This window comes from Borreliella afzelii (assembly GCF_014202295.1).
GTDB classification, from domain to species: Bacteria; Spirochaetota; Spirochaetia; order Borreliales; family Borreliaceae; genus Borreliella; species Borreliella afzelii.
Map to the genome: position 1 here is coordinate 1 of NZ_JACHGM010000033.1, position 2,094 is coordinate 2,094.

4 protein-coding genes are annotated in these 2,094 nt (G+C 32.9%); all 4 read right to left on the bottom strand.

Annotation, left to right across the window (positions count from 1 at the left end):
* The coding region (locus tag HNP63_RS06610; protein WP_183227698.1) for a hypothetical protein at positions 1–365 on the bottom strand (365 nt) is incomplete at its 3' end.
* Positions 353–736: a DUF1506 family protein gene (locus HNP63_RS06615; RefSeq protein ID WP_012579184.1), complete on the bottom strand. Its 384-nt coding sequence runs from the start codon at positions 734–736 to the stop codon at positions 353–355. The genes HNP63_RS06615 and HNP63_RS06610, both read right to left, overlap by 13 nt.
* On the bottom strand, positions 736–1,191 hold the full coding sequence (locus HNP63_RS06620) for a DUF3890 domain-containing protein (protein ID WP_006434204.1): 456 nt from the start codon (positions 1,189–1,191) through the stop codon (positions 736–738). The genes HNP63_RS06615 and HNP63_RS06620 overlap by 1 nt, the downstream gene beginning before the upstream one ends.
* Positions 1,192–1,209: 18 nt before the next feature.
* Positions 1,210–2,094: hypothetical protein (locus HNP63_RS06625; RefSeq protein ID WP_183227700.1), on the bottom strand; the 885-nt coding region annotated here is incomplete at its 5' end.

The following is a 2,094-nucleotide window of genomic DNA, read 5'->3' on the forward strand; positions in this document are numbered from 1 at the left end:
AGTTCTGATAACATTTTAGATGTATCAACAAGTGGGATTGATGCAGTGCTACTACCTTTTTTAAATTTGCTTTTAATTGTACTAGCCTTTAAGCTCGGTGTAATTTGTCCTGATAGTACATAATTCTCATAGTATCTTATAAAAGCTTGTCCAATAGCATTCATCCCCGATTTAGGATCAAGTTTAAACTTAGAATTTATATAACTATTGTTGATATATTCTCTAAATTCAGAACTACCAGCAATTTTAGTTAAATGTTTTCTTACTGGTAAATTAGCGCCGCCTTTTTCATGCATCCTAGCAATATTAGAACGACCTCCAAACCACCCAATTTCTAATTCAATTGTAAAGTCTAGTCCGTCCATATAAACTCCTTTAAAACCAGAGTATAGTATCCAATTGAAGAGTCAATGCTAAATATTTCAAAGTAAACTAAATCCGAAATTGATATTCGGTCTTTAAGTTCGTAGTTAAGGTCTTGATATGTGTAAAGTTTAGAATATCCTTGAATATCAGATATATCAGAGTCGTAAAGCATTGCAAGTTCTTGTGGTTTTATGTCAATAATGACTCCAATAAATTCAGTGTACTTATTCTTATCAAATATTCTCTGATAAGAGTCGTCATTCTCAAGTTTTACAACATTGCCTTTATAAAATCTTAAAGGTGCTGGGTCTTTAAAAACGTTGATCATGCGTACAGACATATCTGCTAATCTTTTTCTAACACCACTCACTAGACAACCCCCACGCAAGATGGCGTTGAAGTCTCTCTTTTTAGCTTTTCTAAAAATGCATCAAGTTGTGAGCAAAAGTTCTTATTTGACCCACAACTATCCCCACCGCTCTCTTCGCCTCCACTACCACTAGGATAATAATCAATTTCAAGCTCGTTAAACTTCTCTTTTTTAATCCTTTCAAATTCAAATTCGCGAACAACCCCCTGCTTTCTTAATTGACAGCCCATATGATAGAAAGTAAGCAAAAATATTTGTTCATATGTAAGTGAACTAGCATCAATACCACGTGTTACTAGAATAGCTTGAAGTAAAGATAAATGAAGTAGAAAATTTTGCCTACTTAACGCAAGTTTGTCTATTCCTAATAGCAATAACACTTCAGAATGAAGTTTTGTTACTAAAAGTTCTTCTTCATTCTGAACTTGTGTTTGTAAATCTTTTTGTTCGCTCATTTAATTTACCTTGTGTTTTTAACTTTGTTTAATATTCACTTGCAAAATAGTATTCTTAGTAGCAAGTAAACCCCCTAAAACAAAATCAATGTATGAATGAGCAATATCAGTTGAGTCTTTATCAACTTGCTCATTCGGTGTAGGTAACATATACTTGCTAGGTTTAAACTTGATAAGCGCTGGGTTTAATGGGTACACAAGTATTTGATGTTTTAGCAAGTTTGAAGTTTCAATGTAAACATCTTCCCTATTATTAATGGCCTTAATAGTTTGAATTAAAATATCTTCCCATTTTTCGCAACTCATTGCTGCACCTTGTGCTGCTGAATATGGTTTTACCAATTTTAATGAAGTTGCAGGGTCAACTATTACCATCATAGGTGTAGAAAATTCGTCCCCCAGCTCTAATTTCGAAAGTCCAGCTTCAATTTTTTCAAATATTTTATCCATCTTATCCTTATCACCACTTGCAACTTCTTCTTTTATTTGATGTGGCATATTAAGTAGTCCATACATATTAGGTAGTAAGCGTTTTTGATTTTTTCCATCCTTTTGGATTGAAACAGCACCGGTTAGTACAAAGTGATTAATAAGTTTAATAATTTCGCTACTTGCAAGTTTATAAGCTTGAGCAAAAGGAAGTAGATTATTATTAATGTCCCCAATATATGAGTCTGAAGTGTAAAATTTTTCAGACGCCTGTTTTAAGTGCCTAAATTTGTACTGTAGTTTTAAGTAATTAAGTCTAACTACTTCAGAACTAAATCCAATAGTTGAGATAGTATTAACCTCATTGGCAATCGTTGTGGGGTTAGCATTTAGAAAAGCGTCCCATTTTACAGTTCTTTGATAACCCATTTGCAAATCAACATCTTCTATTTGATCGGGTAAAAACCATTTATA

Coding starts and splice junctions, on each gene's coding strand:
- HNP63_RS06620 (WP_006434204.1), bottom strand. CDS start 1,191: ATGAGCGAACAAAAAGATTTACAAACACAAGTTCAGAATGAAGAAGAA.